Genomic DNA, 6,000 nt, shown 5'->3' on the forward strand with positions numbered 1-6,000 from the left:
GTATGGAAGCGCTTCCAGAAAAGCCTATTTAATTTAGCTTTGTGGAAGCGCTTCCAGAAATGCTAGTTTAAATTTTAAATAGGGTCAACTATTGTTTTAATAAAATGAGACTAAATTGTTTTTAAAATGTGTGTTTTTTAGATTTAAATCATAAATTACAGTTGGTTATGAAAAGCCATTCAAAAACAGCGCTGTAACAACATTTTATTATAAGAAACCCGATTACTGATTCATTTAGTTATTTAGACACTTTATGGTGTTTTAACATCAGCTCTTGCTACGGGCTAAAATTAATAGGTAGAGCGTTGGTGACTAAACCTAGGCACCTAAAACAGAGGGTGTCTCGTTTTATAAATTGGTCATTAAAAAATCAGAGATTGTTTAAAAAATCGTTAATTAAATCACTAAAAAGTAACGTAGTTTTTGCAGAAGATGGTTTAAAAATAAACTTATAAAGTATTACGCATAAGAGTGTTGCGGGTCTCTAGTTTTATCGCTATTTTAAAGGCTCTCTCATAGATGGATTTTATTATGCGCATTAAATTTTTAGCGAGCTTTTATTCTTTCTTCTTGTTTGCACTGTTTGGTTGTGACGACCAAAGTATGGCAATGCAAGACAGCCCTCAGCTAAATAATAATGCAAGTAACTTACCCACTAATAACAAAGTAAACACACCTCCTGTAGTTCAAAAAAACGAACCCGCTTTAGTCGTCGGTATGCTAGCTACGCACTGTAAAAGTAATGAAGCAGCCTACATTAACGCAAAAATGCATAAAGTTGTGCGCAACCCAGATGAAAATACAGCTTACAAGTTAGAGCCTACCGAGAAGGTACTTTCTGTTTGTGTTGCAAAAGATGACTCATCGCTTAGTTATCGATTTGGTCGTATTAATGACATAGGGCTTGAAAAAGAAGCTTCACCAGATACACCATTTGGTAGTTACTACAGGCAAATAGGGCGTATTGGCCAGAGTATTTTATTTTTTAGTAACGGCGAATATCATTATTATATTATTAACTCAGGCGGCATGGGTAGCGGTGTAACCGTTAATGTTTATAAAAGCGATACATTAATTTCGGAGCTGTTTTCGGGTAATGACCCTTACGATGACTTTGTTATAGCAACCGATTTAAATTTCCCTAAAAAATTGGTTATCGAAAAACAGCCATTTAATAAGCAAATGCAGTAAATAATGACTCCTCAGCAGCAAAACGTTATAGAGCAAGGGCATTGGTTTAAAAGCCGCAGCGCTTATTTAAAAAGCTTTTTATTAACGCAGGGTAAAACGCTCTCGCTTAAAGCTCAGCAGTCATTATTTTTGCGAGGTGATAAGCACGATGGAATTTATGCAGTGCTTAGCGGCGTGGTGCGTATTAGTGGCGTAAGTAACGAAGGCAAAGAAGCCGTATTGAGCTTTATTGATTCATCACTGTGGTTTGGCGAAGTTACCTTGTTTGATGGTGGCCTGCGCACTCACGATGTATATGCACAAACTGATGTTGTGCTTTTTTACGTGCCCCAACGCGCGCTTGAACAGCTATTAAACGAACAGCCACAATATTGGCAAGAGTTTGGTTTATTGCTGGCACAAAAGTTACGCCTAATGTTTACCTCAATGGAAGATCACGCATTACTAAGCGCTGAGCAAAAAGTATGCAATCGACTTTTAATGCTTAGCGAACATACAGAGCACTTAACACCGCTTGTTTTATCTCAGCAGCAACTTGCTGATATGACCTACTTAACGCGCCAAACTATTAATCAAATACTGCAACAGCTTGTTAGCTTACAAGCTATTAGTTTGGGGTATCAACGCATAACTGTTTTAGATAAACAAAAGTTACAGGCCCGTGCTACACAAGCTTAAATAGAGGCTGCTTTATTTAGTTGGAACCAAAATTGCTACATAATATGTAATGCAACAATGGATTTGAGCTAATGACTACAATAACCTTTAAAAATCAATATAGTAATTATAACTCTCCAACAGTAAATAAAGCGGCAGGTTCAAGCGAAGTTGCGGCAACTAATACCCTCCCTAATGAAAAACCAAATGGTGTTAAAGGCATAAGCTCAACGCCTAAAGATCAAACGTTTTTAGAAAGTGCCCAAGAAGCGCTGGTTTATCAGCGCTTAGGTGTAAACAAAGACAAAATAGACGAGCTAAAAGCGACAATAGAAGAGCTCATTAAAGAACAGCAAAGTGAGGGCGCAGACCCTAGCGCAATTGCTGATAAAATAGAGGAACTTCAAAAAATGCTTGAGCAAGAGTATCAAAAAGGGCGCGAGCGAACGGATATGAAAGGTGAGCATGAGCCGGGTAAAATAATTTCTGCATTTGTTTAATTTACAAAGTGTCGGATACCTGACATTGTTGTTGTGTCTACTTTTGCTAAAGTAAGTTTTATAGATAAAAATAAAGGCAAAACAATGAAAACACTTCAACAGCAACTTGGTAAATATGGTTTATATCATCGTTCTAAACGTAATGTACTAACGCATTTTTTTGGTATTCCGCTCATTGTATTTGCAGCCTTGTGTTTACTAGCGCGCATTCAAATACCCCTTGGTAGTGTAGTAATTGATGGCGCACAACTTTTTGTATTAGCGTCGGTTGTTTATTATTTTATGCTGAGCTTTTCGCTTGGCTTTATTATGGCTGTGATATTCACTTTACTCATTGTTGCTGCTCAGCCCATTGCGGCAATGGCGTTTTGGCCTTGGTTGAGTATTGGCGTAGGTGTGTTTGTATTTGGTTGGGTATTGCAGTTTATTGGGCACTATTACGAAGGTAAAAAACCGGCGTTTGTAGATGACCTAATTGGCTTAATTATTGGCCCTTTATACGTAACTGTTGAACTACTATTTTTAATGGGTTTTTACAAAACATTAGAAGATGAAGTAAACGCAATAGCTGGCCCTACAAAGGCGTAAAATACTTTACTAAGTACCTTTATAAAACCTAAGAAATAACAATAAAAGGGCAGATAACGCATGCAATATAATAATAAAACCGTGTGGATCACCGGCGCATCGTCAGGTATTGGTAAAGAGCTTGCTATACAATTTGCCGAGCTTGGAGCGCGCGTTATTTTATCGGCGCGCAATGTAAATAAACTCAACGATTTAAAAGCAACGCTTAAAGGCGAAGGGCACTTAGTTGTGCCACTTGATTTAGCCCAGCCAGAACACGTACTGAGCACAATAACAGCAAAAATGAACGAGCTTCCTACAATTGATATTTTAATTAATAACGGCGGCGTATCGCAACGCAGTTTATTTTTAGAAAACGACTTTAACGTGTATCGCCAATTAATGGAGGTTAATTACTTTGGCTTAATTGCACTGACTAAAGCTGTATTGCCTTCTATGGTCGCAAGGCGCAGTGGCTCAATTGTGTCTATTAGTAGTGTGGCGGGTAAAGTAGGTTCAAAATTTAGAACGGGTTATTCGGGTTCTAAATATGCAGTTGTTGGTTTTATGGATTGCCTACGTGCAGAAGTAGCACAACATAACATTCATTGCTTAACAATTTGCCCAGGCTCTATTAAAACAGCAATTGCGCATAACTCATTAAACGAGCAGGGAATAGCTCAAAATAAACCAGAAGAATCGATAGAAAATGGGATGGATGTAAGCGTAGCTGCTACAAAAATGATTCGTGCCATTAGTAATAAAAAAGACGAAGTGATTATTGGCAAAGGTTTAAGTGGTTGGGCGCCTACAATTAAGCGCTTTTTTCCTACTTTGTTTAATCGCATTACAGCAAAAACAAACTATAGGTAGCGTCGTTTATTTCAAAGGCGTAAAATGCCGTAAATTTGATCAATTTAGAAAAGGATTCTAAATGAAGTATTTATGGCTGAGCCTGTTTTTTATTGTATTAATTTGGTCTGGTATTAATCCAAAAGATCAATTTACATGGCTGCTTGAAGTTATCCCCGCAATTATTGGTTTAGTGCTGCTAGCAAGTACCTATAGCCACTTTAAACTTACCCCTATTTTATATACATTTATTTTAGCGCATTGCATAGTGCTGATGATTGGCGGGCATTACACCTACGCCGAAGTCCCTTTTTTCGATAACCTATTTGGTAGCGAGCGTAATAACTACGACAAAGTAGGGCACTTTTTTCAAGGGTTTGTACCTGCACTACTAGCGCGCGAAATTTTACTGCGCAAAAAAGTAGTAAATGGTCGAGGCTGGTTAATCACTTTTGTTATTTCGGTATGTTTAGCATTTAGCGCCTTTTACGAATTAATCGAGTGGTGGGTTGCAGTGTTAAGCGGCGAAAACGCAGAAGCATTTTTAGGCACGCAAGGTTACGTGTGGGATACCCAATCAGATATGGGACTGGCGTTATTTGGGGCTATTTGCTCGTTGTTAATGCTTTCAAAAGTACACGACAAACAGCTTAAAAACGTTAAAGATTATTTATAGGCTATAGGAACGTTGAAGACTATATAGAAACGCTTATAAAATATTAATAAAAGACTATTAACTTATGACTGCAAACACTAGTGATTACTCAATTAGCACAGACAAAAGCAAACTTAATTTTAACGTTATTTATAACTTTATTGCTAATAGCTATTGGGCCAAAGGCATACCTAAAAGCGTGATGCAATCGGCTATTGATAACTCAATGTGCTTTGGTGTTTACAGCGCTCATAACGAACAAGTTGGCTTTGCCCGAGTAGTGACCGATAAAGCAACCTTTGCCTATTTAGCCGATGTATTTATTGCCCCGCACTTGCAAGGTAATGGGCTGAGTAAGTTACTCATTAAAACAATAGTAGAGCACCCTGAGCTGCAAGGGCTCAGGCGCTTTTTGTTAGCGACTTCTGATGCGCATAGTCTGTACGCGCAATATGGGTTTAAGCCAATAGACAACCCCGCACTGCTAATGCAAATAAATCCTGCAAATGTGTATGGTGATAGTAAGTAGAGAGTACTTTCTAAAGTGGGGTTATTATTTTTATGATTCACTATATAGCTAATTAGTAAGCTGTTTTTTGATGTTATAAACTTTTTGGCGGTAGATATTAATACTCTTTTAAATACGATATTTTTTCTTCATTGATAGAGCATAAGAAAGTACAAATAGAGCCACCCACCAAGCAGCAAATACCCACAATCCAGGCTTAAGTTCACACCATTCTTTAATGTTAATAACACCATATATAAACAAACCTAGAGAGATGAGTGGTAAAATAAATAAGGAGTAAAAAAGATATTTAATAAAGTTTGATAGAAGTTTTTGATACAGTTTATGCTCATTATCAGAGCGAAACTCGATCATTAAAAAAATACATTGTGAAGATATAAGCAAAAGTATTACTTGTAATAAACACCAGCCTAAAGCCGCCAAAATTGCGATCCATTGCATTGTCATTTTCGTTTTCCTTACCTTTTTACTTTAACAGATTGCTATAAAGCTATTGGTATATTTTACCTTTGTGTTTTAACCAACCACCAACATGATATCCGTTAGGATCTTTATAAGTCCAGTGTACTACGGCCACTTTTTTATTCCACTCATACTCTCTATAAAATTGAACATTATCACTTTTCGAAATCAAATTAATTTTTGGGGCTAGGTCAATGTTATGTGCGATTAAAATAGTAATGCTGAACTTAATTTAAGAATAAACTTTTGATGACGCCAGCCTTTATTATCGACGTTTAATATAGGAATCTTTTCGTCAACGACTGAGCATTAACGGATGAATATCAAGCGTCTTAGCAACCTCCTTTATCAAGACATCGTCTCGTAAGCTTAGTTCGACTGCTTTGATTTTGAAATTAACTGGGTAAAACCGTGTCTTTCTAGCTTGAGTATATCTAGGCATTTTAGTCTCCTCAAAGTGATGAGGAGGTGTCCACTAAAACGGGTGAGAAGCAGTCCTTGTTGATTGCCTTGTATGGATAATAAACCCATAAATTAATTAATACTTTAACCAAGTTCGGGTAATGTGAGGCCCAAGCTTTGGCTGC

At 37.2% G+C, this 6,000-nt stretch carries 9 protein-coding genes and 1 pseudogene; 7 read left to right on the forward strand and 3 right to left on the reverse strand.

Annotated features, from left to right (window positions below; genetic code table 11):
* The first annotated feature begins 531 nt into the window (after positions 1-531).
* From I6E80_RS16775 to I6E80_RS16805, 7 genes are all read left to right on the forward strand, one after another.
* The gene (locus I6E80_RS16775) at positions 532-1,191 is read left to right on the forward strand and encodes a hypothetical protein (RefSeq protein ID WP_231616815.1); all 660 of its coding nucleotides are present in this window, start codon (positions 532-534) and stop codon (positions 1,189-1,191) included.
* Positions 1,192-1,194: 3 nt separating this feature from the next.
* The gene (locus I6E80_RS16780) at positions 1,195-1,869 is read left to right on the forward strand and encodes a Crp/Fnr family transcriptional regulator (RefSeq protein ID WP_101163003.1); all 675 of its coding nucleotides are present in this window, start codon (positions 1,195-1,197) and stop codon (positions 1,867-1,869) included.
* Positions 1,870-1,940: 71 nt separating this feature from the next.
* Positions 1,941-2,348, forward strand: coding sequence for a hypothetical protein (locus I6E80_RS16785; RefSeq protein ID WP_197186025.1), 408 nt, complete (start codon positions 1,941-1,943; stop codon positions 2,346-2,348).
* A gap of 84 nt (positions 2,349-2,432) precedes the next feature.
* Complete coding sequence (locus I6E80_RS16790) at positions 2,433-2,936, forward strand: DUF962 domain-containing protein (protein ID WP_197186026.1); 504 nt, start codon at positions 2,433-2,435, stop codon at positions 2,934-2,936.
* A gap of 60 nt (positions 2,937-2,996) precedes the next feature.
* Entirely contained in the window at positions 2,997-3,788 is a 792-nt protein-coding gene (locus I6E80_RS16795) for an SDR family oxidoreductase (protein WP_197186027.1), read from the forward strand.
* A 61-nt stretch (positions 3,789-3,849) separates the two neighbouring features.
* Positions 3,850-4,443: a DUF2238 domain-containing protein gene (locus I6E80_RS16800; RefSeq protein ID WP_076925943.1), complete on the forward strand. Its 594-nt coding sequence runs from the start codon at positions 3,850-3,852 to the stop codon at positions 4,441-4,443.
* A gap of 64 nt (positions 4,444-4,507) precedes the next feature.
* Complete coding sequence (locus I6E80_RS16805; RefSeq protein WP_197186028.1) at positions 4,508-4,951, forward strand: GNAT family N-acetyltransferase; 444 nt, start codon at positions 4,508-4,510, stop codon at positions 4,949-4,951.
* 108 nt (positions 4,952-5,059) lie between these two features.
* On the opposite strand, the gene I6E80_RS16810 is transcribed toward I6E80_RS16805, so the two are convergent.
* From I6E80_RS16810 to I6E80_RS16820, 3 genes and pseudogenes are all read right to left on the reverse strand, one after another.
* Positions 5,060-5,398: a hypothetical protein gene (locus tag I6E80_RS16810; RefSeq protein WP_024597909.1), complete on the reverse strand. Its 339-nt coding sequence runs from the start codon at positions 5,396-5,398 to the stop codon at positions 5,060-5,062.
* 43 nt (positions 5,399-5,441) lie between these two features.
* The gene (locus I6E80_RS20510) at positions 5,442-5,585 is read right to left on the reverse strand and encodes a DUF3465 domain-containing protein (RefSeq protein ID WP_231616816.1); all 144 of its coding nucleotides are present in this window, start codon (positions 5,583-5,585) and stop codon (positions 5,442-5,444) included.
* 126 nt (positions 5,586-5,711) lie between these two features.
* A pseudogene (locus tag I6E80_RS16820) lies at positions 5,712-5,855 on the reverse strand (transposase); the annotation flags it as partial.
* Positions 5,856-6,000 lie beyond the last annotated feature (145 nt).

It is taken from the genome of Pseudoalteromonas sp. NSLLW218, from assembly GCF_015864775.1.
GTDB lineage: Bacteria > Pseudomonadota > Gammaproteobacteria > Enterobacterales > Alteromonadaceae > Pseudoalteromonas.

Coding starts and splice junctions, on each gene's coding strand:
- I6E80_RS16785 (WP_197186025.1), top strand. CDS start 1,941: ATGACTACAATAACCTTTAAAAATCAATATAGTAATTATAACTCTCCA.
- I6E80_RS16795 (WP_197186027.1), top strand. CDS start 2,997: ATGCAATATAATAATAAAACCGTGTGGATCACCGGCGCATCGTCAGGT.
- I6E80_RS16780 (WP_101163003.1), top strand. CDS start 1,195: ATGACTCCTCAGCAGCAAAACGTTATAGAGCAAGGGCATTGGTTTAAA.
- I6E80_RS16805 (WP_197186028.1), top strand. CDS start 4,508: ATGACTGCAAACACTAGTGATTACTCAATTAGCACAGACAAAAGCAAA.
- I6E80_RS16810 (WP_024597909.1), bottom strand. CDS start 5,398: ATGACAATGCAATGGATCGCAATTTTGGCGGCTTTAGGCTGGTGTTTA.
- I6E80_RS16775 (WP_231616815.1), top strand. CDS start 532: ATGCGCATTAAATTTTTAGCGAGCTTTTATTCTTTCTTCTTGTTTGCA.
- I6E80_RS16800 (WP_076925943.1), top strand. CDS start 3,850: ATGAAGTATTTATGGCTGAGCCTGTTTTTTATTGTATTAATTTGGTCT.
- I6E80_RS16790 (WP_197186026.1), top strand. CDS start 2,433: ATGAAAACACTTCAACAGCAACTTGGTAAATATGGTTTATATCATCGT.